This is a genomic window from Aestuariimicrobium sp. G57 (assembly GCF_050110855.1).
In the GTDB taxonomy this organism is placed as follows: Bacteria; Actinomycetota; Actinomycetes; order Propionibacteriales; family Propionibacteriaceae; genus Aestuariimicrobium.
Window position 1 is genome coordinate 521521 of record NZ_JBNINW010000001.1, and the last position, 23783, is coordinate 545303.

At 65.4% G+C, this 23783-nt stretch carries 19 protein-coding genes, 1 tRNA gene and 1 riboswitch; of the genes, 12 read left to right on the top strand and 8 right to left on the bottom strand.

The annotated features are described in order from the left end of the window. Positions 1 to 152: 152 nt before the first annotated feature. From ACQCX5_RS02450 to ACQCX5_RS02470, 5 genes are all read left to right on the top strand, one after another. Positions 153 to 226, top strand: a tRNA-Met gene (locus ACQCX5_RS02450). Between the two features lie 325 nt (positions 227 to 551). Next, positions 552 to 1178 (top strand): hypothetical protein, encoded by a 627-nt coding sequence (locus ACQCX5_RS02455; RefSeq protein WP_434540394.1) that lies wholly within the window; start codon positions 552 to 554, stop codon positions 1176 to 1178. Between the two features lie 76 nt (positions 1179 to 1254). Further along, positions 1255 to 2082 carry an SDR family NAD(P)-dependent oxidoreductase gene (locus tag ACQCX5_RS02460; RefSeq protein ID WP_434540395.1) on the top strand — a complete coding sequence of 276 codons (828 nt, stop codon included), beginning with the start codon at positions 1255 to 1257 and terminating at the stop codon, positions 2080 to 2082. A 491-nt stretch (positions 2083 to 2573) separates the two neighbouring features. Further along, positions 2574 to 2783: riboswitch (cobalamin riboswitch) on the top strand. A 132-nt stretch (positions 2784 to 2915) separates the two neighbouring features. Continuing rightward, positions 2916 to 5462: a ribonucleoside-diphosphate reductase subunit alpha gene (locus ACQCX5_RS02465; protein ID WP_434540396.1), complete on the top strand. Its 2547-nt coding sequence runs from the start codon at positions 2916 to 2918 to the stop codon at positions 5460 to 5462. Next, the gene (locus ACQCX5_RS02470; RefSeq protein ID WP_434540397.1) at positions 5462 to 6445 is read left to right on the top strand and encodes a ribonucleotide-diphosphate reductase subunit beta; all 984 of its coding nucleotides are present in this window, start codon (positions 5462 to 5464) and stop codon (positions 6443 to 6445) included. The genes ACQCX5_RS02465 and ACQCX5_RS02470 overlap by 1 nt, the downstream gene beginning before the upstream one ends. A gap of 108 nt (positions 6446 to 6553) precedes the next feature. Here the strand turns inward: ACQCX5_RS02470 and ACQCX5_RS02475 are convergent, their stop codons facing one another. Beyond that, on the bottom strand, positions 6554 to 7267 hold the full coding sequence (locus tag ACQCX5_RS02475) for a cation transporter (RefSeq protein WP_434540398.1): 714 nt from the start codon (positions 7265 to 7267) through the stop codon (positions 6554 to 6556). Then, complete coding sequence (gene cmtR / locus ACQCX5_RS02480; protein WP_434540399.1) at positions 7264 to 7635, bottom strand: Cd(II)/Pb(II)-sensing metalloregulatory transcriptional regulator CmtR; 372 nt, start codon at positions 7633 to 7635, stop codon at positions 7264 to 7266. The genes ACQCX5_RS02475 and cmtR overlap by 4 nt, the downstream gene beginning before the upstream one ends. A 493-nt stretch (positions 7636 to 8128) precedes the next feature. Between cmtR and ACQCX5_RS02485 the strand changes: the two genes are divergently transcribed. The 3 genes from ACQCX5_RS02485 to ACQCX5_RS02495 are packed head-to-tail and all read left to right on the top strand — an operon-like array spanning position 8129 to position 10719. After that, positions 8129 to 8875 (top strand): hypothetical protein, encoded by a 747-nt coding sequence (locus ACQCX5_RS02485; RefSeq protein ID WP_434540400.1) that lies wholly within the window; start codon positions 8129 to 8131, stop codon positions 8873 to 8875. Between the two features lie 31 nt (positions 8876 to 8906). Next, positions 8907 to 10040, top strand: a complete 1134-nt coding sequence (locus tag ACQCX5_RS02490) for an ADP-ribosylglycohydrolase family protein (protein WP_434540401.1) — start codon at positions 8907 to 8909, stop codon at positions 10038 to 10040. 22 nt (positions 10041 to 10062) lie between these two features. Next, positions 10063 to 10719, top strand: coding sequence for a cation transporter (locus tag ACQCX5_RS02495; RefSeq protein ID WP_434540402.1), 657 nt, complete (start codon positions 10063 to 10065; stop codon positions 10717 to 10719). Positions 10720 to 10821: 102 nt separating this feature from the next. On the opposite strand, the gene ACQCX5_RS02500 is transcribed toward ACQCX5_RS02495, so the two are convergent. Genes ACQCX5_RS02500 through ACQCX5_RS02510 form a run of 3 tightly spaced genes read right to left on the bottom strand, consistent with a single transcriptional unit; the run spans position 10822 to position 12382 of the window. Then, positions 10822 to 11568, bottom strand: coding sequence for a hypothetical protein (locus ACQCX5_RS02500; protein WP_434540403.1), 747 nt, complete (start codon positions 11566 to 11568; stop codon positions 10822 to 10824). Then, complete coding sequence (locus ACQCX5_RS02505) at positions 11565 to 11804, bottom strand: hypothetical protein (RefSeq protein WP_434540404.1); 240 nt, start codon at positions 11802 to 11804, stop codon at positions 11565 to 11567. Before ACQCX5_RS02505 ends, ACQCX5_RS02500 begins: the two co-directional genes overlap by 4 nt. A 2-nt stretch (positions 11805 to 11806) precedes the next feature. Next, complete coding sequence (locus ACQCX5_RS02510; protein WP_434540405.1) at positions 11807 to 12382, bottom strand: hypothetical protein; 576 nt, start codon at positions 12380 to 12382, stop codon at positions 11807 to 11809. A 168-nt stretch (positions 12383 to 12550) separates the two neighbouring features. Between ACQCX5_RS02510 and ACQCX5_RS02515 the strand changes: the two genes are divergently transcribed. The 4 genes from ACQCX5_RS02515 to ACQCX5_RS02530 are packed head-to-tail and all read left to right on the top strand — an operon-like array spanning position 12551 to position 20497. Further along, positions 12551 to 14443: a hypothetical protein gene (locus tag ACQCX5_RS02515; protein ID WP_434540406.1), complete on the top strand. Its 1893-nt coding sequence runs from the start codon at positions 12551 to 12553 to the stop codon at positions 14441 to 14443. Next, positions 14443 to 16101, top strand: coding sequence for a type I restriction-modification system subunit M (locus tag ACQCX5_RS02520; RefSeq protein WP_434540407.1), 1659 nt, complete (start codon positions 14443 to 14445; stop codon positions 16099 to 16101). Before ACQCX5_RS02515 ends, ACQCX5_RS02520 begins: the two co-directional genes overlap by 1 nt. Next, positions 16101 to 17324 (top strand): restriction endonuclease subunit S, encoded by a 1224-nt coding sequence (locus ACQCX5_RS02525; RefSeq protein ID WP_434540408.1) that lies wholly within the window; start codon positions 16101 to 16103, stop codon positions 17322 to 17324. Before ACQCX5_RS02520 ends, ACQCX5_RS02525 begins: the two co-directional genes overlap by 1 nt. After that, the gene (locus tag ACQCX5_RS02530) at positions 17324 to 20497 is read left to right on the top strand and encodes a type I restriction endonuclease subunit R (RefSeq protein WP_434540409.1); all 3174 of its coding nucleotides are present in this window, start codon (positions 17324 to 17326) and stop codon (positions 20495 to 20497) included. Before ACQCX5_RS02525 ends, ACQCX5_RS02530 begins: the two co-directional genes overlap by 1 nt. A 21-nt stretch (positions 20498 to 20518) precedes the next feature. Here ACQCX5_RS02530 and ACQCX5_RS02535 read toward each other — a convergent pair whose 3' ends face one another. From ACQCX5_RS02535 to ACQCX5_RS02545, 3 genes are read right to left on the bottom strand one after another with little or no spacing between them, the layout of a single operon-like run. After that, the gene (locus tag ACQCX5_RS02535) at positions 20519 to 21001 is read right to left on the bottom strand and encodes a hypothetical protein (protein WP_434540410.1); all 483 of its coding nucleotides are present in this window, start codon (positions 20999 to 21001) and stop codon (positions 20519 to 20521) included. Then, positions 20982 to 22187, bottom strand: coding sequence for a hypothetical protein (locus ACQCX5_RS02540; RefSeq protein ID WP_434540411.1), 1206 nt, complete (start codon positions 22185 to 22187; stop codon positions 20982 to 20984). The genes ACQCX5_RS02535 and ACQCX5_RS02540 overlap by 20 nt, the downstream gene beginning before the upstream one ends. 37 nt (positions 22188 to 22224) lie before the next feature. After that, the gene (locus ACQCX5_RS02545; protein ID WP_434540412.1) at positions 22225 to 23595 is read right to left on the bottom strand and encodes a Fic family protein; all 1371 of its coding nucleotides are present in this window, start codon (positions 23593 to 23595) and stop codon (positions 22225 to 22227) included. Between the last annotated feature and the right edge of the window lie 188 nt (positions 23596 to 23783).

Genomic DNA, 23783 nt, shown 5'->3' on the forward strand with positions numbered 1-23783 from the left:
ACACTCCAGTGGGTTCGGCGGCGGCGCCGCGCGTGTGACTGTCCGAGTCTACGGGAGGTGCTGGTGGGACGGGTGGGTCTGTCGGCTGGGGGCGAACGCGGACCGACCCGATTTGGCATCTCGGGCGGGGTCCACTAATGTAGAGCGAGCGACGCGGGGTGGAGCAGCTCGGTAGCTCGCCGGGCTCATAACCCGGAGGTCACAGGTTCAAATCCTGTCCCCGCTACTCCGAAGAACCGCCCCTGACATGGTGAAAACCTAGTCAGGGGCGGTTCTGCTTGTGTTGGGGCTTCTTGTGTTGGGCTCCAGCAGATTGCCCCTGAACGCAACAATTGCCCTAGTGCCAGCACCAGGGCAACTGTTGCGTTCAGGGGCAGTTCGTGGGCGCTACCCCTGCGGCACCGGCGTGATTCTTATCCATGGTGGTTGACGCATGCTGGTTCTGCGCACCAACCCAGGCTCGGCGTGCCCTTGACCCGCCCGTGCACTACCTTCTGGCGGTGCAACCGGACGAGGCAGGCCTCGTCCATGGGAGGGACAGGGACCCCGCAATGGCGAACCACGACATCGTGCTCGAGTCAACAGGGCAGTTCGAGAAGTACCGCGACCCAACCCGGCTGGCAATCGGGCTCGGCATCGCGGTGGTGCTGCTGCTGCTCGCCACCCTCGCGTGGGTGAACTACGACGCGATCGCCGAGAGTGCCTCGAACTACACTGGCCGCCGCGCGGCGCTCCGCGACCTGGTCGCCCCGGCGGCGGTGGGCATACCGCTGCTGCTCGCGGTGCTCGCTGCCACCGAGGTGTGGGGCACATCGATGCAGTGGCGAGATCCCGGCACCGGCGAGCGGCTCAAGCTCAAGATCACCGGGCCGGTGTTCCAGGTCGCCGCCGAGGCCGGGCAGGTGCACCAGCGTTTCGCCACGGGCGACCCGAGGGTGTACCTGCCGGTCAACTTCGGCAAGAACGGCCAGGTCGGGCTGGCCGTGCACACCCTGCCGAAGCAACAGCGGGCGTTCGTGAGCGTCACCGAGGGCTATGGCAAGAAGGCGAAGCCGCTGCCACTGATCACGCTCGAGGGCAACGCGGCGGTGGCACTGGATGCTGTCGAGAGCCAGGAGTGGGCGCAGAAGGCGCACAAGGTGGTGCTTGAGAAGTACCTGGGTGGGGCTGCGGGCTGACGAGCGGGGGGACTCCGCCCTCGCCAAAGCGGGCACGCGAGCGTACGATTTGTGACACATGTCACAGGAGGCAGTCATGCCCAGTGCTCTCGTCACAGGCACCAGACAAGGGATCGGGGCCGCCATCTGCCTGCGGCTGGCAAACGCCGGTTGGACGGTGCACGCCGGGGTCCGGGAAGAAGCCCAGGCCGAGCACCTGAGGGCACAGAACCCCCTGATCAGGCCCATCCAGCTGGACATCACCAACGAGCAGCATGTGACCACCCTCGCCGACCGGCTGGGCGGACCACTGGACGCCGTGGTGAACAACGCCGGCATCGCCCATGGCGGGCCCGTCGAGGCCGTTCCCCCGCACGAGTGGCGCGCATGCTTCGACGTGAACGTCGTTGCGCAGGTGGTGGTCACGCAGGCGGTGCTGCCCAAGCTGCGCGAGTCGCAGGGCCGGGTGGTCTTCATCTCGTCCACGGTGGGGCGCACTGTGGCCACGCTCGAGGGCCCGTCCAGCGCCTCGAAGTTCGCGCTCGAGGCGGTGGCCGACATCCTGCGCATTGAGCTGCGGCCGTGGCAGATCTTCGTCAGTGTGATTGAGCCGGGGCCCACCAACACCGAGACGTGGCGGAACATGGGCGGAATGCTCGACGAGATGGAGGCCGGGCTGAGCCCTGCACACCGCGAGCTGTACCGGCAACACCTGTTGGGGCTGCGAAAGCTGTTGAGCACACTGGGCAGCCGCGGTGGCTCCCCCGACCTGGTGGCGAAGTACGTGGAACGGGCGCTGACGGATCGCCACCCGAAGGCCCGGTACGCGGCAGGGGCGCAGGCTGTGGTGCTGGCGAACATGGGACGAGTGCTGCCGACAAGGGTCGGTGACGCGATGGCGGCGCGTATGGGTGGGTGGAAGTAGGGGACATCGAGCTTCGGCTTCCTGCGCTTCAAGCAGCTGATCGAGCAGGTGTTGGGACGAGGTTTGCCCCTGAACGCGACGGTTGCCCTTGTGCCGGCACAAGGGCAACCGTTGCGTTCAGGGGCAACGGGTGGCGGCGCCCCTCTGTTGCGGGGACGCCGCCGGCTGGGCTACCGGGCGATGTCGCTGCTGCAGGCCTCGCCCTCGGCGTTGCAGCACGAATCCACCTGCCGCTCCCCCGTCAGCACCGAGACCGGGACCGCGCAGCAGGCGTCCCCGCGCCACGCCTCCAGGCCCTCACGGACGGCGAACGCCGCGATGACAAGCGCAGCGACCGAGTCGGCCCAGGCCCAGGCTGAGGTTTGCCCCTGAACGCGACGGTTGCCCTTGTGCCAGCACCAGGGCAACTGTTGCGTTCAGGGGCAGTTCGTGGGCGCTACCCCGCGACCACATCACTACATCCAGGTAGTTACACCAGCGTGATTCTCATATATGGTGGTTGACGCAGCTGGTTCTGCGCGCCACCCCAGACGCGCAGAGGCAACAGGGAACCCGGTGGGAAACCGGGACTGCCCCGCAGCGGTGAGTGGGAACGAACTCCGTCATCAAGCACTGGATCGGCCGATCCGGGAAGCGACGGACAGTAGGCCAGGCAGCATCTGCCCACGAGTCCGAAGACCTGCCAGCGCCCCGTCCCGAGCGGCGGGGGTCCGCGACCTCGTGGGAAGGTCAGGGGACGAGACGAACCTGTCATGGGCTGCGCCCATGTGTTCGTCCCACCCTGTCGCCCATGGGCCGTGGAAGCACCGAGCAGGTTCTTTCACGAGGGGTGAATGACTTTGACCACGACCGCCAACGAACACACCGGGATCAGCGTCGTCAAACGCGACGGCCGCCGGGTCGCCTATGACGGCTACGAGATCGCCAGATCCATCCAGGAGGCCGCAGCCGGCCTGGACGATGAAGTGGCCCGCGCCACCCAACTGCGCTCCGAACTGGAGATCACACTGTTCGACGGGATCACCTCGGAGCAACTCGACGAGGCCGTCATCCAGGTGGCCCTGCAGAACGTCAAGGACGATCCCGCCTATGACACCATCGCCTCACGGCTGCTGGTGAAGGGCTTCTACAAGGCCATCTTCGGCCAGGGCGTCACGCGCGAGCAGGTGTTCGCCCAGCATGCCGAGGCCTTCGTGGCCTTCGTCCACCGCGGCATCGAACTGGGCCTGCTGGACGAGCGTCTGGCCGGTTTCGACCTGCACCGACTGGGCCGGGCCCTCGACCCCGCCCGCGACGACCTGCTGCGCTACATCGGGGTGCAGACCATGAAGACCCGGTACATGATCTCGTCCCCTGACAAGCGGCCCATGGAAATGCCGCAGTTCTTCTGGATGCGCGTGGCCATGGGACTGGCACTGCACGAGGACGACCCGGACGCGGCTGCCATCGCCTTCTACGACAAGATGTCGCGCCTGGAATACCTCGCGGCGGGTTCGACCCTGGTCAACGCCGGCACCCCGTATGCGCAACTGTCCAACTGCTTCGTGATGCAGATGGAGGACGACATCGAGCACATCGCCAAGTCGGTGCGCGATGTCATGTGGCTGACCAAGGGCACCGGCGGCATCGGGTTGTCGGTGACCAAGCTGCGCAGTGAGGGCTCCCCCATCACGTCGAACAACACGGCCTCGACCGGGCCGATCCCGTTCATGCACACCATTGATTCGACGCTGCGGGCGGTCAGCCGCGGCGGCAAGAAGTTCGGTGCGCTGTGCTTCTACATCGAGAACTGGCACCTGGACTTCGCACAGTTCCTCGACCTCAAGCAGAATTCCGGCGACCCGTACCGGCGCACCCGCACGGCCAACACCGCGGTCTGGATCAGCGACGAGTTCATGAAGCGCGTCGAGGACGACCAGCCCTGGTACCTGTTCGACCCTGCTGAGGTGCCGGACCTCGTCGAGTTGACCGGGCGGGCCTTCTCTGAGCGCTATCGCGACTACATCGACCTCGCCGAGGCCGGGCAGCTGCGGCACAAGGTGATCGGTGCCCGCGAGCAGTTCAGGGCCATCCTGACGACACTGCAGGCGACGTCACACCCGTGGCTGACCTGGAAGGACACCATCAACACCCGCGCACTCAACGACAACACCGGCACGATCCACCTGTCCAACCTGTGCACCGAGATCACGCTGCCGCAGGACCGCGACAACGTCTCGGTCTGCAACCTGGCCTCGATCAACCTGTCGCGCCACGTCACCGGACGACGCGGGCGGGCGAAGGTCGACTGGGCGCTGCTGGCCGAGTCGACCCGGCTTGCGGTGCGCCAACTCGACAACCTCATCGACATCACCATCTCGTCGGTGCCCGAGTCGGAACATTCCAACGAACAGAACCGGGCCCTGGGCCTGGGGGTGATGGGGTTCACCGAGGTCACCGAGCGGTTCGGCTATTCCTATGCCACCACCGAGGCCTATGACCTGATCGACGAACTCATGGAATTCGTCTCGTGGCATGCCATCGATGCCTCGGCAGACCTTGCCCGTGAGCGCGGGTCGTACCCGAACTTCACCGGATCGAAGTGGCACAAGGGCATGGTGCCGGTCGACACCCTCAACCTGCTCGCGAACGACCGCGGTGTGCCGGTCGCGGTCGACCGCACCGAACGCCTCGACTGGGCCGCGTTGCGCACCAAGGTGGCCGGTGGCATGCGCAATTCCACGCTGTTGGCGATCGCGCCGACTGCCTCGATCGGGCTGGTGGCGGGCACCACGCCGGGGCTTGACCCGCAGTTCAGCCAGATCTTCAGCCGCGCCACCAGTTCGGGCAAGTTCCTCGAGGTCAACCGCAACCTGGTCGACGACCTGCGCGAGGCCGGGCTGTGGCAGTTGGTGCGCGAAGACCTGTTGCGCCACCAGGGCGACCTTGCCAAGGTTGCCGCGGAATCGCCGCACTACGGCGTGCCGGCCGAGTTGGTCGAGATCTACCAGACCTCGTTCCAGTTGCCCGGGCGCGCCTACCTCGAGGTCGCGGCGCGGGCGCAGAAATGGGTTGACCAGGCGATCAGCCGCAACATCTACCTGGCCGACCGGGATGTGTCGCGCATGCTCGACCTGTACACCGAGGCCTGGCGCATGGGGGTCAAGACGACCTACTACCTGCACATGATGCCGCGCCACACTGCCGAGCAATCGACGGTGCGGGTCAACAAGTCCGAGGCCATCGTCCGGGGTGGCGCAGGTACGGGTGTCGGGGCGGGGGCGGTGCGACGCGGGTTCGGCGCCGCTGCGCTGCAGTTGGCCGAGCCCGTCGTGGTGGACGACGTGGGCGCCTGCCCCACCGACCCGATGGAACGCCTGGCGTGTGAGGCGTGCCAGTGATGGGTGGCATTCTCGGCACCGGGATCGAACAGGGGCTGCTGCTGAAGCCGGTCAAGTACCAGTGGGCCATGGACCTCTATGACCAGGCGGTCGCGAACACGTGGTTCCCGAATGAGGTGCAGCTGGGTGAAGACCTGGCCGACTTCGAGCGGATGACCCCGGACGAGCGCGCAGCACTGACCTTTCTGATGAGCTACTTCAACCCCAACGAGCTGCTGGTCAACAAGGCCCTGGCGTTCGGCGTCTACCCCTATGTCAACGCCGCCGAGGCACACCTGTACCTCGCCAAGCAGATGTGGGAGGAGGCCAACCACTGCATGGGCTTCGAGTACGTGCTCGAGACGTTCCCGATCGATCGTGAGGCCGCCTACAACTCCCACGTGACGGTGGCCTCGATGGCCGCCAAAGAGGAGTTCGAGGTCAGGTACATCCGGCGCATGACCGAGCAGACCCTCGACATCACCACCGTCGAGGGCAAGCAGGACTTCGTCCGCAACCTGATCGCGTACAACGTGATCCTCGAGGGCATCTGGTTCTATTCGGGCTTCATGGTGGCGCTGAGCTTTCGGCAGCGCAACCTGCTGCGCAACTTCGGCTCGCTCATCGACTGGATCGTCCGCGACGAGTCGCTGCACCTGAAGTTCGGGATCAACCTGGTGCTCACCGTGCTCGACGAGAACCCCGAGGTAGCGACCCCGCAGTTCGCCGCCGAGATCAGGCAGATGATCCTGGATGCCGTGGCCATGGAGGAGGCCTACAACCGGGACCTGCTGCCCCACGGCATCCTGGGGCTCAATGCCGACTACATCAACCAGTACGTCAAGTACCTGGCGGATCGGCGGCTGGAAGAGCTGGGCTTCGACGCCGAGTACAAGGTCGCGAACCCGGCGAAGTGGATGGCCACGGCGAACGACACGCTGCAGCTGGTCAACTTCTTCGAGTCGACCAACACGTCGTACGAGGTGAACGCCAAGCAGGGCTGAAGTTTGCCCCTGAACGCGACGGTTGCCCTTGTGCCGGCACAAGGGCAACCGTTGCGTTCAGGGGCAACGGGTGGCGGCGCCCTCTGTGCGGGGACGCCGCCGGCTGGGTTACCGGGCGATGTCGCTGCTGCCGGCCTCGCCCTCGGCGTTGCAGCACGAGTCCGCCTGCCGCTCCCCCGTCAGCACCGAGACCGGGGCCGCGCAGCAGGCGTCCCCGCGCCACGCCTCCAGGCCCTCACGGACGGCGAACGCCGCGATGACAAGCGCAGCGACCGAGTCGGCCCAGGCCCAGCCCAGCAGGCTGTTCAGCAACAGCCCGACGAGCAGTGCCGCCGACAGGTAGGTGCAGATCAGCGTCTGCTTCGAGTCGGCGATGGCCGAGGCTGAGCCGAGGTCTCGCCCGGTGCGACGCTCGAACCAGCTGAGGAAGGGCATCACCAGCAGGCTCAGGGCCGCGATGGCGATGCCGACGGGTGAATGATCGGGCTCGCGTCCACCGAACAGGGATGACAGCGCATCAACGCTCACATAGGCAGCCAGGGCGAAGAACGAGACCGCGACCACCCGCAGGGCGACCTTTTCGCGGCGCTCCGGGTCGGGGGACGAGAATTGCCAGGCAATCGCGGCGGCAGAGAGCACCTCGACGATCGAATCGAGGCCGAAGCCGACCAGCGCCGCCGACGACGCCGCTGAACCGGCGAGCAGGGCAACGATGGCCTCGATGACGTTCCACGTGATGGTGATGGCGACGACGATGCGGATGCGTCGGCGCAGCACGTCGCGGCGGGCGGGCGACAGCATCGAGGTCAGCGTGGTGGTCACCGTTCGCCCCCCTTGTCGTCGCCCTTGTCGCAGCAGCCGGGCACGGTGCATGCCGGGTCCATGCAGGGCACGGCCTCGTCCACGGCCAGGGTGACATTCACCAGCGCGGTCAGGGCTGCGGTCAAGTGGGGGTCGGCGATCTCGTAGCGCGTCTGGCGGCCCTCGGGCTCGGCCACCACGATGCCGCACCCGCGCAGGCAGGTGAGGTGGTTCGAGACATTGGTGCGCGTCAGGTCGAGGTCGCGGGCCAGTTGGGCGGGGTATCCGGGGGCGTCGAGCAGGTGCAGCAGGATGCGCGAGCGGGTCGGATCGGCCATGGCGCGACCCAGGCGATTCATGGCGTCCACCCGCGAAGCAATGGTCAGCACGTACTGACCATACAGCGATCGCTGACTATTCAGCAATGACCAGCCTGTGGCAGTTGGTCAACCTCTTCGAGTCGACCTCGTACGAGTTCAACGCCAAGCGGGGCTGAGGTTTGCCCCTGAACGCGACGGTTGCCCTTGTGCCGGCACAAGGGCAACTGTTGTGTTCAGGGGCAACGGGTGGCGGCGGACCCGCCCACGCTCCCGTTCGGGGCATGCCGCTCCCCCTCAGGTGCACGCCGCACCCTTTGGGTTCCTGCCGCTCCCCCTTGGGGCCCGACCCAAGGGGTGCGGCGTGCACCGATTGGGAGCGGCGTGCGGCCAGCATCAGGCACAGGCCACTGCCGGGCAGAGAAATGTCGAGCGGGCGCTGACCGGACGATGAGATCCGATGTGAAGCTGTCCTGCTGTGATGAGTCGCCGCGCTCCGAAGGAGTTGAAGGCCTCTAGCTCCCCGACGGGCCGGCAACCGGGGGTTGACAGCTAGATTCTAGGCATGCCCCGGACTTCGTTCACTCTCAACGGCACTCGATACGAACTGTCGAGCGATATCGTGACGTGCCACCTTGCGGGGGTTGGCCCGGAGCCCATTCGTGAGCACGCCGTGCAGGTGGGCGGGGTTTGGTACCCGGTGAAGCAGGCGTTCGAGATTGCGGTCGGCGTCCCTCGGCCGGAGTTCACGTCGCGCACCGCCCGTCGGCACCTGGCGAAACTCGGCTTTCCAATTTCGGGCGAGGCCCATTCGCCCGAATCATCGGTGGCACCAGGGCCCACTGCTGACATTCAGCACCCCAAAGCCCAGCGCCATCCTCGTGACGAGCAGTGGCACACGGAGGCAAACGTTCAGGCTGCAGTCGTGAGCGCGTTGGTGGCCAGCGGCTATCGGATCCAATCTGTTGCCAACACCGCCACCAGAGAACACGGGATCGACATCGTCGCCACGTTGGACGGCATGGCCATCGGGATCGAGGTCAAAGGCTTCCCGAGCAAGACCTATGCCAATCCAGCCTTGGTCGACCGCCCAAAGAGGACTCAACCCAGCAATCAGGCGGGTCACTGGTTCGCTGCCGCTGTGCTGGCTGCCATGAAGCTTCGCGGGAAGCAGCCTGACTGGAGGAGCATCATCGCGCTGCCAGACTTCAAGCGCTACCGGAATCTCTACTCCGAAACACACACCTCGCTGGCCGCCGCAGGGATCACCGTGTGGTGGGTGGACGCGGAAGGAACCGTCGAGTTCGACTAACACGAACGTGCACTGAAGGGACCACCTCACCATGCCCCTCACCCGATCCGACCTCGAATCCTACCGATCCCGCGTCCGCGGCAGCCTGCTGGGCGGCGCCATCGGTGATGCCCTCGGCGGCCCCGTCGAGTTCTGGGACCTCTCCCGCATCCGCTCCACCTGCGGTCCGGACGGCGTCCGCGAATACCAGTCCGAGCACATCGGCGGCACCCCGGTCTACGGACGCATCACCGACGACACCCAGATGACACTCTTCACCGTCGAGGGCATGATCCGCGCATCCGTGCGCACCGACCGCGGGCTCGGCTTCACCGTCGCCGTCACCCACCACGCCTACGACCGCTGGCTCGACACCCAACAGCTGTCAGGCCCGGACGGAACACACGATGGCTGGCTCATCAACCAGCGCTGGCTCTACTCCCAGCGGGCGCCCGGCACCACCTGCCTCACCGCCCTACGTGAGGCCCGCAAGGGCAAGCGCGCGGCCGAACAGTTCGGCGCCCAGGCCACCAACAACTCCAAGGGCTGCGGAGGAGTCATGCGCAGCGCACCCTTCGGCCTGCTGCCACCATGGATCGGCCAGCCCCTGACCTGGGTGTACGAGTCCGCTGCCGAGGCCGCCGGGTACACCCACGGCCACCCCACCGGCCAGGTCGCCTCGGGTACGCTCGCCGTGCTCATCGCCGCGATCATGCGCGGCGAGTCGCTGCACCAGGCGATCGACACCACCCTCGACCTGCTGCCGAAATACGACGCCAACGGCGAGACCACGGCCGCCATCAACCAGGCGCTCACGGCGTCCACGAACCCGCCCAGCCCCGAGAGCATGGAAACCCTCGGCGGCGGCTGGATCGCCGAAGAAGCCCTGGCCATGTCGATTTATGCCTGCCTCGCCCATCCCGAACCCGACCAGGTGCTCGACGCGCTCGCGCTGGCGGTCACCCACTCCGGCGACAGCGATTCCACGGGGGCGATCTGCGGCAACATCCTGGGCGCGCTGCACGGCGAGACCGCGCTGCCGCCCGAACTCGCGTTCGAGGTCGAGGGACGCGGCACCATCCTCGAACTGGCCGACGACTTCATCTTTGAGTTCACGCAGTCGACGCGATTGCACAGTGACTACGGCCCCCACACCCGGTGGACGAAGCGGTACCCCGGCTGGTGAGGCACGGGGATAGCCTGCAGCTGTGACCGACACCGAACGCACCACCGAAGACCACGAACAAGACTCCCCCGTCATCGAGGCCAGCACCCTGCGCCGCACGGTGCTCACCGTGGCGCTGCTGAACTTCGCCTATTTCTTCGTCGAGTTCGCCGTCGCCCTGTTCGCCGGGTCGGTGTCGCTGCTGGCCGACAGCGTCGACTTTCTCGAGGACACCGCGGTCAACCTGCTCATCTTCATCGCCCTGGGCTGGTCGCTGGCCCGGCAGGCGCGGCTGGGCAAGCTGATGGCGTTGATCATCCTGATGCCGGCGGCGTTCGCCGGCTGGGAGGCCATCAAGCGGTTCAGCGACCCCCAGGCGCCGGCCATCGTCCCCATCATCGTCGCCTCGCTCGGAGCGATCGTGGTCAACGGCACCTCGGCCTGGCTGCTGGCCCGGGTGCGCCACGCCCGCGGGTCGCTGAGCCGGGCGGCGTTCCTGTCGGCGCGCAATGACGTGCTGGTCAACCTGGCGATCATCGCGATGGCGCTGGTCACCCTGTGGACGAATTCAGGCTGGCCCGACCTCATTCTCGGTTGCGGCATCATCCTGCTGGCGCTGCACGCGGCCAAGGAGGTCTGGGAGGTCAGCGAAGAGGAACGGCTGGCGGCGAAGGCGCTGGCGGGCGAAGAAATCGACTAGCCACGGCCGCCATCCCCACCACCTGGCTGGCGTTAATCGACTTGGCTGGCCTCTAGAGCACCAGCCACGTCGAACAACGCCAGCTACGTCGAGTCGTGCAGGCTAAGTCGTTGCAACCGACGCCTGTTCCCACACCTTCACGATGTCGTCCCTGAACCGGTCCCGCTTGACCTGCAGCCGACCACCTGCCGCGATCCTGTCCGTGATCTCGCCGAGTTCATGGGCCATGACCGCATACCAACCACGTCCCAATGCGTCCGCCTCCAGGTCTCGCCCGCTCAACTCGTACCCTGCCTTGCGCAGCTTTCGCAGCGCGTCAACCGTGTAGTCCCGGTTGTACCCGGTCATCCCGTTGGACGCGTTCACCACACTGGTCAGCGAGTCCATCGCCTGCGCCACCACCGGGTGCAGCTGCGGTACAGAGTCATCGAGCTCAGTCCAGACCGGCCCGAGGCGCTCTGGCCGGCATCCACGCACCCAGGGTTCGATGTCCCTGGTGCTCCACGACAGCACCGCCAATCCAGCCGGTTTCCCGTCGAGCACCCGATGCATGGCATCGCGCGTGGGCCATGCGAGCAAGACCCAGCGCCCGGACACGCTGCCCAGACCCCGTGCGTTTGTCAGGCTGGCACCGCTCCTGACCAGCCTGCCCAGGGCAGGGTGCTCGAATTCCAGTTCGGCGATGCTCCACGCCCGCGGTGTGACCACCGTGATGGCACCACGCGCGCCGGCACGCCCCGACAGCCATCCAGCCGCCAGCACCGCGTCCTGCCCCCTGTTGGTGCGCAACCACTCCACTTCTCGCGATGTGTACGCCATGGGGTAGCCACGCGTGATCTCGAAGTTCATCGGACCGCTCCTTCCGGCTGCCAGGCGGGCAATGAGGTCAGGTGCCAGCCCCGGCAGGCCTTGCACGCGTATGAGCGGCACTCCTGCCGGGACGACCCCTGCCCGAGTTCTGCGGCGGTCTTGCGGGAGTTCCTTGCAGCGTGCAGGGCCTGCACCGCCTCACGATGGTCACGGAAGCGGCGCTTGCCCGTCACCTCACAGATGTCCCTGCGCCAGGGCTTGACCGGCCGCGCCATGGTCAGCCCAGCTCGTACAGGGCGGCGTTGTGTTCGAAGTCAGGCCGAACCTCCATGACCAGGTCGGCCGGGTTCTTCACCGCAAAGGCGATCTTGAACTTCACCTCACGACTGTTCAGCAGCTTGGTCGAGGGCCGGTTGCCGAGCTTCTCGGAGTCGTAGACCTGAGGAGCCTCCTCATTCGACGACTGCAGCGTGGCGTAGAACATGGCGGGGTCCCACGGCTGACCGGTCTTGTTGACGATCGTGATGTCGAAAACGACGTACTGCGAGAACCCCTTCTCCTGCGAGTACTCGCTGGGCTTGAAGGCGGCCGGCTTGCTGACCGTCACCGACAGGTTGTCCTCCCACGTCATGGACGACCCGAACGGCTTCACGAGGTCGCTGGTGGGGGTCGGTGACGACTCAGTGGTCGGCGCATCGGTGGTAGACGAGGCGGCCGTGGTGGCGCTCGCCGAGCTGGCAGGACGGTTGTCGCCGCTGGGCTCAACGGCCGAGGGGCTGGCGGCGATGCCGGTGCAGCCGGCGAACAGGATGGCGACCGAAACGGTCGCGCCGAGGGTGATGAACTTCCGCACGGGACTACTCCTTGGTGACTGGTGAACTGCGGTGTCACCAGCTTGGAGCAAACAGGATTCATTGCCCATTCATATGTCTGATAAGTCCCCTTATCAGGTACGTCAGCACGCTCCGGGTGGAATCAACTAGGCTTGCCACAACCCGAATCCCAGAGGAGGTGCCCGCCCATGACCACGCTGTCGCTCGCTGATGTCGCACGTCTTGCCGGCGTCCAGCGTCCCGTGGTCTCGATGTGGCGCAGGCGCCCCAAGTCCGGCCTCGGCTTCCCCACACCAACCTCGGATGGTCGTTTCGATGCCGCCGAGGTCGTCGACTGGCTCGAGGCCACCCAACGCGGCAACAACCCCGATCCTCGCGCCGACCTCGCCATTCAGGCAGTGGTCGGCTCGTCGACCGACGCCGCACTCGTGCAGGACCTTCGCCTGCTGCTGGCCGCCCGCACCATGCTCGACCAACCACTGGCCGGCATGACCTTCGACGACCTGCTCGACGAGACCGACGAACTCGACCCCGACGATGACTACCTCTACAGCGACCTCGAGGCCCTGGGCCGCGACCGCTTCAACCAGCTCGCCGCCCAGACCGATGCCATCGCCGACGCCGCCTGGCACCCCCGCCACGCCTTCGAACAGCTCACCGACACCCTCGCGGCCACGGGCAAGGCCCACGACACCCGCCTCGCACCCGAACTGGTCGACCTGCTGGCCGCCTCCGCAACAGCCCTGCTCAGCCCCGCCGGCACCATGGTCGACCTCAGCGGCTCCTGCGCCGACGTAATCATCCGCCAGGCCGGCAAAGAAGACATTCCCACGCCCACCGTGACCCTCGCCGCCCGTCAGCCCAGCCGCGACGCGTTACTGCGCTACCGCACCCATGACATCACCCCTCGTCACGTCACCCTCGACGACGACTGGGCCCTTCGCGCCGGCGACGTCGTGATATCCCGGCTGCCCCGCACTGCCGACACCGCGTTTGACCTGCTCGACGAACTCGCCCTGCAGCTTCCAGCCCAGACCTTCGGCCTCATCGTCGGCCCTGCAAAGCTGCTCACCGACTCCCTGCCCCACGACCAGGTCGGACGACGCGACGTCCACCTTCGCCAGCAGCGGGTGCGCGCCGCGGTCCGGCTGCCCCAGGGCCTCACCCGGGGTGGCACCCGCGAACACCTCGCACTCTGGCTGATGACACCCAGCGACTCCTCCCCCACGCTCTGGGCCGGCGACCTGTCCGGTCGCGCGTTCGACGAGCCGACCCGCCAGAACCTGCTGGACGACCTGCTCGCCACCACGCGTGACGACCGTGCACGGGCGTTCCTCACGCTCACCCGCAGCAACCCTGCCCGGGTGCTCGCCAACGGCTCGTCATTGGTCACCCAACCCCTGCCCCAGGCACAGCTGCTCACCGGGTCAGCCGCCGACGACTCCGCCCGCATCCAGACCCTGCGGGCCGCCCTCAACGCACCACTCCCGGACGTGTTGCCCCACGACCCGGTCGCCGTCACCGAGACCGCACCATCAACGATCCGCCTCGGCGATGCGCTCGATCAGCGCCTGGCAACCCTGTTGTCCGGCACCCGCCTGGCTGACCTGCCCTCCGGCACCCTCCGCGTGTGGGACGCCGACGCCGTCCACTCCAGCGATCCACGGCAGGTCGACCTGCTCGCCCTCACCCGTGCGCATCCACACCTGCAACTCACGTATCCGGGCGATGTCGTGTTCACCAACCATGGCCGACCCCGGGCGATCGTCGACCGGGCCGGTGGGTCCGCGGTTGCCTACCCCGCCCGCATCATCCGCAGCACGTCCGAGACACTGGTGCCCGAGGCCATCGCCGAGGCCATCAACCAGCTGCCCCCGGGCAACGGCAAATGGCGCACTTGGCCGCTGCCCGTGAGCACCATCAGCCGCGAAACGGCCGACACACTCATGCAACACCTGCAGAACTGGGAAAGCCTGCTGCAACAACGGCAGACTCAGCTGCACGAGCTCCGTCGACTGGTCACCCGGTCGGTCCTGTCCGGCGCAATCACCCTGTCCCCCACCACGCAGAAAGGCCATTGATGGCACGCACCAAGCAGGCGGAAGCACTCACGCCGAGCACACCCAAGGAGCTCAAGGACACCTTGTGGAAGGCAGCCGACAAGCTGCGCGGCTCGATGGACGCCAGCCAGTACAAGGACGTCGTGCTCGGCCTGGTCTTCCTCAAGTACGTCTCGGACGCCTTCGCCGAACGGCGCCAGGTGATCGAGGACGAACTGCGCGCCGAGGGCTACGACGACGACCAGCTCGAGGACACCCTGGAGGACCCCGACGAGTACACCGGCGCCGGTGTCTTCTGGGTCGACCTGGATGCACGCTGGCAGTCACTGGTGGAATACGCCAAGGTCACCGGCACCAGCCAGAAGACCATCGGCGAGCGCATCAACAACGCCATGGACATGCTGATGACCGCCAACCCCAGCCTGGTCGGCACGCTGCCCCGGCTGTTCAACCGTGACAATGTCGACCAGAAGCGGCTGGGCGAACTGCTCGACCTGCTGAACTCGGTGCAGTTCACCGGCCAGGGCGCGTCGAAGGCACGAGACCTGCTGGGTGAGGTGTATGAGTACTTCCTGGCCAAGTTCGCCTCGGCCGAAGGACGCCGCGGCGGCGAGTACTACACCCCCGCCAGCGTCGTCCGGGTGATCGTCGAGATGCTGCAGCCCAAGAAGGGCCGAGTGTATGACCCGTGCTGCGGGTCGGGTGGCATGTTCGTGCAGGCGGAGAAGTTCCTGGCCGCCCATGATGAGGACCCGTCGAACCTGGCCGTCTATGGGCAGGAACTCAATGAGTCGACCTGGCGGATGGCGAAGATGAACCTCGCCATCCACGGGCTGAACGGCAACCTGGGGCCGAGGTGGGGTGACACGTTCGCGCTCGACTACCACGCCGGCACCCAGATGGACTACGTGATGGCGAACCCACCGTTCAACATCAAGGACTGGAACCGCAACGAGGAGGACGCGCGCTGGGTCTACGGCGTGCCGCCGGCGAACAATGCCAACTTCGCGTGGCTGCAGCACATCATCGCCAAGCTCGGCTCCCAGGGCACCGCGGGCGTGGTGCTGGCCAACGGGTCGATGACCTCCAACAGCGGGGGCGAAGGCGAGATCAGGGCGCAGCTGGTCGAAAACGACCTCGTTGCCTGCATGATCGCCCTGCCCGAGAAGCTGTTCCGGTCCACCGGCATTCCCGTGTGCCTGTGGTTCTTCGCCAAGAACAAGTCAGCGGGCAAGGGCGGGACGATCGACCGCCAGGGAGAGGTGCTCTTCATCGACGCCCGCGGGCTGGGGCACATGGTGACGAGGGCCGAGAAGGCGTTCTCGGATGCCGACATTCACCGCATAGCCGACACCTACCACGCCTGGCGCGGCATGGAGCGGCTGCCGCTCGGCACGACCGACGTGACAGAGACCGGCGAGAACGGCGCGGGCGAAGAGCTCGAGGTGGCCGGCGAGTACGAGGACGTGCCGGGCTTCTGCAGGTCAGTGGGGATGGCCGAGATCAAGGAGGCGGGCTACGCGCTGACCCCGGGACGGTATGTGGGGATGGCAGCGGCGGAGGGGGACGACGAGCCGCTGGACGACAAGATCGCCAGGCTGACAGCCGAGTTGGAGGATCACTTCCGGGAGTCGGAGCGGCTGGCCGGTGTGGTGCGCGAGCAACTGGGGAGGCTGTGATGACCTGGCAGACGATTGAGGCTCGAGAACTCCAGACTCGAGGAATCCTTCTGGTTCAAGATGGTAATCACGGCGAATATCGGCCTCGATCAGATGAATTCGCACTCAAGGGGACGCCGTTCATTCGGGCTGCGGATGTACGAGAGATCGGAATCGACTTTGAATCATGTGCTAAGATCTCAAATACAGCACTCGCCAGAATTCGAAAGGGTATCGGGCGTGGCGATGACGTGATCATCACACACAAGGGCACCGTGGGCAGAGTTTCATATGTACCCAGCGGCACACCTGAGTTCGCTTGCTCACCGCAAACCACGTTCTGGCGTTCGCTGGATCTCCGCGTTTTGCACCCACGCTTCCTGCACGCTGTATTGAGATCCCCGGGCTTCCAAGCCCAGTTGACCACGGTCGCGCATGCGACCGACATGGCGCCCTACGCAAGCCTGACCGACCAGCTTCGCCTGCGCATTCCTCTCCCACACCTGTCGGAGCAACGAGCCATCGCCGAGGTCCTCGGAGCCCTGGACGACAAGATCGCCGCCAACTCAGCCTTGGTGCGGACGGCCCTAGATCTGGCGGCAGCCCTTCATGAGAGCACACTCTCCGAGGCCAGGATCCCCACCACCTACGACGAGATCGCGACCATCGGCGGAGGAGCAACTCCAAGCACCAAAGTGCCGGCATACTGGGATGGCGATGTCCGATGGGCCGCCCCCAGCGATGTCACGGCATTGACCTCGCCCTACCTAGAGGACACTCCTCGACACATCACCGACGCTGGGCTGGCAGCTTGCTCATCGCCCTTGTATCCCGCCGGGAGCATTCTGATGACATCACGAGCCACTATTGGGGCGTTTGCCATCCCTCAGGAACCAACAGCAGTGAATCAGGGCTTCATCGTGGTCCAACCGAACGACCCACAGACCAAGTGGTGGATCTTCCACGAGATGCAGCGGCGGGTGCCGGAGTACGTCAACCGTGCAAACGGGGCGACCTTCCTGGAGTTGCCGCGAGGGGTCTTCAGGTCGATGCGGCTGGATGTCCCACCGTCGAGTGTGATGCTCGAGTTTGACGAGCGAGCCAGGGCACTCCACGTCTCCGCCCGAGAATCGGCTCGCGAATCCCAGACCCTTGCCCAACTCCGTGACACCCTGCTCCCTGCCCTGATGGACGGCATCCTCCGCGTCAAGGACGCCATCACCCAAGTGGAAGAAGCGGTCTGATGATCAACGAGTCGCAGTGGGAAGACAGCATGCTCGACTGGCTCGGGGAGCTGGGCTGGCTGCCCGGCAAGGGCCAGGACATCGACCAGCAGCGGTCGTCCATCACTGACCTCGTGCTGCACGACGACCTCACGCACGCGATGCGCCGACTCAACCCGACGGTCCCGGACCAGTACCTTCTGCAGGCGAAGGCCGACGTGCTGCAACCCCGTTCGCAGGACCCCGTCGCCGAGAACAAGGTCTTCCACGACTATCTCACCAAGGGGTTCCGGGGGCTCACCTACACCGACACCGCCGGGCGCGAGCAGACGCCGACGCTGCGACTCATCTCCGACAACCCGGCCGACAATGTGTTCCGGGCGGTCCGGCAGGTGCGCATCCAGGACCACCAGGCCAACCGTCGGTTCGACGTGCTGCTCTATGTCAACGGGCTGCCGCTGGCGCTCGTGGAACTGAAGCAGGCGGGAGCGGTGAACGCGACCATCGCCAAGGCGCATGCCCAGATCGCCACCTACGTGCACGAGTTCCCGATGGCGTTCCGCACGATGGTTGCCACAGTGATCAGTGACGGCATCAGCGCCCAGTACGGCACGCCGTTCACCCCGCTGAACCACTTCTCGCCGTGGAAGGTGGACGACCAGGGCAAGCCCGTCGAGACCGACGCCGAAAACACCGAACTCGAAACGCTGACGTTCGGACTGTTCGAGCAGGCGAGGTTCCTCGACCTGGTGCTCAACTTCACGGCTTTCGATGCCTACGACCGCGGGCTCACCAAGCGCATCGCCAAGCCGCACCAGTACTTCGCGGTGCGCAAGGCGGTCTCGAGCACCCTCACGGCGGTGAAGTCCAACGGCAAGGCTGGCGTCGTGTGGCACACGCAGGGATCGGGCAAGTCGATGGAGATGGAGCTCTATTCACACCTGGTCATCACCCACCCGGCGATGCTGAACCCGACCATCGTCGTGATCACCGACCGCAACGAACTCGACGGGCAGCTGTATGGGACTTTCAAGAGGTCGACCTTGCTGCCGGAAGAGCCCATCCAGGTGCGTCGCCGCAGCGAGCTGCGCACCGAGCTGAGCAACCGCAACAGTGGTGGCATCTACTTCACCACCTTGCAGAAGTTCGGCCGCGACAAGGACGAACGCGAATCCGGGGTGGACCATCCACTGCTCACCGAACGGCGCAATGTCATCGTCATCGTCGACGAGGCCCACCGCAGCCACTACGACGACCTCGACGGCTATGCACGTCACCTCAAGGACGCGCTGCCCAACGCAACCTTGATCGCCTTCACAGGCACACCCATCAGCGAGGACGAGCGCAACACCCGTGACGTATTCGGTGACTACATCGATGTCTATGACCTGAGCCGCGCGGTGGCGGACGGCGCCACGGTGCCGGTGTACTTCGAGCCACGACTGATCCAGGTGAAGCTTGCCTCGGATGTGACCGCCGAAGACCTGGATGCCTTGGCCGATGAACAGACCCGCGGTCTGGATGAGGCTGAGCGCAGCCGCGTCGAGCAGTCGGTCGCGGTGATCAATGCCATCTATGGTGCGCCGGAGCGCCTCGCCGCACTGGCCGGGGACATCGTCGAACAGTGGGAGACTCGGCGAGCGGCGATGGACGAAGCGCTGCAGCCGACGGACCCCGGCGACCAGCGCCAGCCGCACGGCAAGGCGATGATCGTGTGCTCCACCCGGCAGATCGCGGCCGACCTGTATGCGCAGATCGTTCAGCTTCGTCCGGAGTGGCATTCGGACGACATCAACAGCGGGGTCATCAAGGTCGTCTATTCGGGAACGGCGTCGGATGTGCCGCCGGTGCGCGACCATGTGCGCCGCGACTCGGAGAACACGGCGATCAAGAACCGACTGAAGGACGTGAACGACGAGCTTGAGCTGGTGATCGTCAAGGACATGATGCTGACCGGCTATGACTCGCCGCCGCTGCACACGTTGTTCCTGGACCGCCCGCTGAAGGGGGCCCTGCTGATGCAGGCGCTCGCCCGGGTGAACCGGACGTTCCGCGGCAAACAGGACGGCCTGATGATCGCCTATGCCCCGCTGGCCGAAAACCTTCGGGAGGCGTTGCAGGAGTACAGCCCGAGCGACCGGCGCGAGAAGCCACTGGGTCGAGACATTGACGAGGCCGTCGAGGTGACGCGTTCGCTGGTGGATGCGCTGAACGAGCTGCTGGCGGGGTTCGACTGGCGCTCGATCATGGCCGGTGCGGATCCCCAGCGTGGGCTCAAAGCCGTGGGTGGGGCGGTGAACTACTTGCGCTCACCGAATACGCCGGGGAATCAGGTTGCCGACGGGCAGATGAACCTGGCTGATCGTTTCCGGCAGCTGTCGTCCAAGCTGGGTCGCATGTGGGCGCTGGCGGCCGGCTCGGAGTCGATGGCAGACCTGCGCCAGGACGTCCGCTTCTTCGAAGAGGTGCGGGTGTGGATGGCGAAGTACGACGCCAAGGCACGTGCAGCGAACGGACAGCCGATTCCTGACGAGATCGTGCGGGCGCTGCGAGGGGCGGTGGCGGAGGCAACGTCAGCTGGGGACATCACTGACATCTATGAGGCAGCGGGCATCTCGCGGCCTGACATTCGCAACTTGTCGCGGAAGGCGTTCGACGAGGCGGCCCAGTCGTCGACGGCACACCTGGCAATTGAGGCGCTGCGCGACTTGCTCGTGCAGGAGGCGGAACAGCTGACGCGTAACAACCTGGTGCGGCAGAAGGCGTTCAGTGAGCGGATCAGTGAGTTGATGCTGCGGTACACGAACCAGCAGCTGACGGCGGCTGAGGTGATTCATGAGCTGTGGAGTATGGCCCAGGAGGTGGCTGGTGAGGCCGATCGGGGTGAGCGGTTCACTCCCCCGTTGAGTCACGACGAACTGGCGTTCTATGACGCGGTGAGCCAGAACGACTCGGCGGTGCTGCAGCAGGGCGAGGACGTGCTGGCCGAGATCGCGCGTGAGCTGGTCGGCGTAATGCGCCGCGACACCAAGACGGACTGGACTCGGCGGGATGACGTGCAGGCCAAGCTACGGGCTGTGGTGAAGCGGCTGCTGCGCAAGTTCAGGTACCCACCGGACAAGGCGCCGGCGGCGGTGACGTTGGTCTTGGAGCAGATGGAAGTGTTGGCGCCGGAGTATGCGGGGAGGGAGTGAGGAAGACTGCTTCGCCCGCACTCACCCGCGGAGTAGAACGGTCTCGCTCCTCTGGGAAGCGCTAAGGTCAAGCAGGGTCGGCTCACGGCGAAGCAGGTATCTCACAAGATCGACAACCCAGCCGACTACTTGGTCGCGGGTCTCACGAATTTGGTTCGCCGAGTTCTTCTTGGGACTCCCGCCGTGCACGAGACGGGACCGGAGCGAGTAGGCGTCCTTCATTTTTTTGATCAGCACCGCTCGCTCGTCCTCTTTCACGGCCAGAATCTTCGCCGAAGGCAGGGTGATACGCATTTGAGTTTCCACGTGGCCACTGAAGATCGATTCCCAAGCAATGACTGCATCCACCAGCCCATCCAGCAATTCTGTCCGCCGAGTAAAGGTGCCAACGATCCTCCGACGACAGATCGCTAGCGCCTCGTCATGGGCAGCCAAAAGCGCGTGCCATTCAGAAGTGTGGCGCAGTTCCTGCGCGCCGACACGTTTACCGATGGATTCCGACACGATCGGCCTGCCGATATGAAATCTTCCTGAGGCTTGGATGGGTTCTGCCTTCAGGGTTCCAAAGACCGTCCAACTCGGTGGTGGCAACTTCTTCAGCAGCCAATATCGCGGCCATAGCCACACTCTCCCAACGATCCTCGAGTGAGGGGCTTTCGACTCTGCCAAAGATTGGGCGACCATCAGCCGCCAGGACATCCACCTGCCAACCTTCGGCCTTCTGGAAATGCGCCAGCGTTCGCTCTCGCGTCACCCAGACCGCCCCCAATGGGTGCATCGTTGGCCCAAACGTCCGCGAGTCTGTGGCGACCACGTCTCGAAGATACCCATCCCCAACCTGAATGCCCGATGATCCAGCGGGCTCCGTGTCAGGCTGCACGGCCTCCAAACGAGCGCCTATCAGACCCACAGCCACCGGGACCTCCACAACTGACCCTCGGGCGACCCCAAGAAAAGTCTCAATCGAGTCTGATGCGTGCGATCTCAGATGGGCGGCAGTCAGAGGCTGGCCGTAGATCAGCGTGCGAACAACGCAGGAGCGAACTAGAGATGCTACCAGCAAATCGGGATGAAAGTTGGCGGCACCTGTGGGCGTGACGACCATGCAGCTCGTATACGGCGGAAAGGGTTCGCACGAAACGGCCCTGCACAGCTCCGCCATCGGGGCCTCGGCCATCATTTGCTTTCCGAGGAGGTGCACGTCTGGATCATTGATGGGAATCGAGTACGGGCATGAACTGGGAGATGCGCCTTGATCGAATTGAACACGAATTTCAAATGCATAACGATTCAAAATGCGCCCGAGTAGCTTTGCGCCACCCGACGCCAACTCCTCAATCCCTTCCTCGACGTCCGACAGCTTCCCGCCCGCTGCGCGCCGCAGGTGACGCAGAACCGAGTCACGGGCGGCTGGAAGGTAGCCAAAAATCCCGCACTGAAATTGTCTCGACTGCCCAGGATATTCTAGGTCAGCGACCTCAAGGCCAGCAGCCAAGACTTGCAGCACCTCAACACGCGCCTTTCCCCAAACCACGGAGTTCCACGATTCGTTGGGACCCACGTTCAGGGCGAAACGCACAGTCTCGTCGCCATGTTGCGCCACGACAAGTCCGAGAAGCAACTCGAACTCACACTCCAGTCTCATTGATGCTCCCTTAGGCAGGTGATGTGCTTGAAGTTCGACCTTCATGCGCGCGTTGACAGCGTCATAGAATTTGCCACACATTCTACCGGTGAAGCGGGTGCACCAACAGTCCCAACAACTCCACGTTCACGAACACCACCGACCGGCCAACCTTGCGCTTCTGCAGAATCCCGTGGTCGGACAGCTCCCCCAACCACCGCGACGCCGTCTGCCGCTGGGCCAGCCCTGCCGCCACCACGTCATCGATGCGGATGTACGGCTGCGTGAACAGCAGCCTTGTGATGTCAGCGACCGGCAGCTTCGGGAACTCCGCCCTGATGCGGTCCTCAGTGCTTGCTCGCAGTGTGGCCACCGACTCGATGAGGTTCAGCGTCCACCGTGACGTCACCTCCACACCGCGAAGCATGAACAGGATCCAGGTCTGCCAGTCCTCGCGCTCGCTGACCCCACGCAGCGCGGTGTAATACTCGTCCTTGTGGCGCACGATGTGGCCCGAGAGGTACAGCACAGGTGAGTCCAGCAGCCCGCTCTGCGTCAGGAAGAGCAGGTTGATGATGCGCCCCGTCCGCCCGTTGCCGTCGGAGAACGGGTGGATGGCCTCGAACTGGTAGTGCTGCAACGCCATGACGATGAGTGGATCGAGCCCGTGGTCGGCGTGCAGGAACCGTTCCCACGCGGACAGGTGGTCCAGCAGGACGTCCTGACCCTCCGGGGGCGTGTACACGCGCTTCCCGGTGTCGGGATTGCCAATGAAGGTGCCGGGCTGATTGCGCACGACGACGGGACGCCCCTGGATGTGACTGCAGATGTCAACCGCCGTCTGGGTGGTGAGCGGGCGCGTCTTCAGCGCCTCGAACCCTGCCATCAAGGCACTCCGGTAGCGAAGGGCCTCCTTGATGGGCGGGGTCAGGGGTTCACCGAGCGCGCCGTGGGCGGCACGGAAGAGTTCGTCATTCGTGGTGACGATGTTCTCGATTTCGCTGGACGCCTGGGCCTCGAGCAGGGGGATAGTGTTGATGAGCATGGACGGGTCGGGCAGCCGTCGGCAGGCAGCATCGAGCGCCGCCAGTGCCCGAGCCGCGGGGGTGAGGGCCTTCAGCACCTCCCGCGTCTCGACTTCGATCGACGGCGGCAGAGCTGGCAGATCCTGGTACGGCCTGTCGGTGTTCGTCCACATGTACGCATCGTAAGCATGTCCGCCGAACATGTACGAATTTGAGCACAAAATGTACATATTGGAGCAGTATGTACGCCGCGTGGACATGTTCGTGACCAGCCCGACACCGGCGTGGTCGTCCTCGCGGGTGCTTCGGAGCACCACCGCACCCCAACGTGCACGCCGACACCCTTGTTGACGCGCCGACACCCGTCTGCAGGTGTCGAGGTGCATCCAAGGGTGTCGACGTGCATGCATGGGCGACACGGTGAGCACCAAGCGGACGACGCCGCCCATACAACACCGCCTGCTAGGTGAAACGCCCGGGCGAGCATGCATCTGAGGTCACCACACCACCACCTGGCTGGCGCTAATCGACGTAGCTGGTCTCTAGAGCGCCAGCCACGTCGAACAACGCCAGCCAGGTGGGATGACTGGAGGCAACTGGGATGGCCGGCCGCCGGGGCCGCATCACGAACCCCCCG

Coding starts and splice junctions, on each gene's coding strand:
- ACQCX5_RS02540 (WP_434540411.1), bottom strand. CDS start 22,187: ATGAAGGTCGAACTTCAAGCACATCACCTGCCTAAGGGAGCATCAATG.
- ACQCX5_RS02520 (WP_434540407.1), top strand. CDS start 14,443: ATGGCACGCACCAAGCAGGCGGAAGCACTCACGCCGAGCACACCCAAG.
- ACQCX5_RS02460 (WP_434540395.1), top strand. CDS start 1,255: ATGCCCAGTGCTCTCGTCACAGGCACCAGACAAGGGATCGGGGCCGCC.
- ACQCX5_RS02465 (WP_434540396.1), top strand. CDS start 2,916: ATGACTTTGACCACGACCGCCAACGAACACACCGGGATCAGCGTCGTC.
- ACQCX5_RS02505 (WP_434540404.1), bottom strand. CDS start 11,804: ATGGCGCGGCCGGTCAAGCCCTGGCGCAGGGACATCTGTGAGGTGACG.
- ACQCX5_RS02545 (WP_434540412.1), bottom strand. CDS start 23,595: ATGGGCGGCGTCGTCCGCTTGGTGCTCACCGTGTCGCCCATGCATGCA.
- ACQCX5_RS02515 (WP_434540406.1), top strand. CDS start 12,551: ATGACCACGCTGTCGCTCGCTGATGTCGCACGTCTTGCCGGCGTCCAG.
- ACQCX5_RS02470 (WP_434540397.1), top strand. CDS start 5,462: ATGGGTGGCATTCTCGGCACCGGGATCGAACAGGGGCTGCTGCTGAAG.
- ACQCX5_RS02490 (WP_434540401.1), top strand. CDS start 8,907: ATGCCCCTCACCCGATCCGACCTCGAATCCTACCGATCCCGCGTCCGC.
- ACQCX5_RS02525 (WP_434540408.1), top strand. CDS start 16,101: ATGACCTGGCAGACGATTGAGGCTCGAGAACTCCAGACTCGAGGAATC.
- ACQCX5_RS02455 (WP_434540394.1), top strand. CDS start 552: ATGGCGAACCACGACATCGTGCTCGAGTCAACAGGGCAGTTCGAGAAG.
- ACQCX5_RS02485 (WP_434540400.1), top strand. CDS start 8,129: ATGCCCCGGACTTCGTTCACTCTCAACGGCACTCGATACGAACTGTCG.
- ACQCX5_RS02530 (WP_434540409.1), top strand. CDS start 17,324: ATGATCAACGAGTCGCAGTGGGAAGACAGCATGCTCGACTGGCTCGGG.
- ACQCX5_RS02500 (WP_434540403.1), bottom strand. CDS start 11,568: ATGAACTTCGAGATCACGCGTGGCTACCCCATGGCGTACACATCGCGA.